Source organism: Haloferax sp. Atlit-109R, from assembly GCF_003665865.1.
GTDB classification, from domain to species: Archaea; Halobacteriota; Halobacteria; order Halobacteriales; family Haloferacaceae; genus Haloferax; species Haloferax volcanii.
In genome coordinates, this window is record NZ_QPLO01000026.1 from 1 (window position 1) to 460 (window position 460).

The 460-nt window shown below is 53.0% G+C and carries 1 pseudogene; it reads right to left on the reverse strand.

The features are described from left to right. Positions 1-219 precede the first annotated feature (219 nt). Positions 220-460 (reverse strand): annotated as a pseudogene (locus tag DVK03_RS19490) (cell division control protein Cdc6); the annotation flags it as partial.

A 460-nucleotide genomic window follows, 5' to 3' on the forward strand; every position in this document is an offset into this window, starting at 1 on the left:
CCGTTAGACACGCGAAAACAGATGAAGTCGTGGGGGTGGGTGGTTTCGTCGAGGTCGTCGGCGACCTCGAAGAACCATACTTTACACCGTCGGCCGGATGTATATGAGAAGAGCCGAAAAGAGGGTCAACTAGCGGCCAGGAGAACCAATTCCGATTACGGTGTATGGGGAGCGTTCCAAACCGCCTGTATTCAGCGAACCATCCTTCGAGGGTCTGGATTAGTTTCTTTTCTCGCCGGAATCCAGCGCTTCGATTACGATTTCGGGATCTTTCATCAGCCGATGTTGGAGGAACGCTCCCTTCGATGCGCCGCCGCCGGTATGGTAGCTCTCGGTGATTCCAAGTAATGACTGTTCTTTGAGTAAGCGATACACACGGTCATGTGAGAGTGGATCTGAGCCTTCCTTCTCTGCGAGGCGTTCGTAGAGTCGGTGAATGTCACTTGTCGAGAACTGCTGA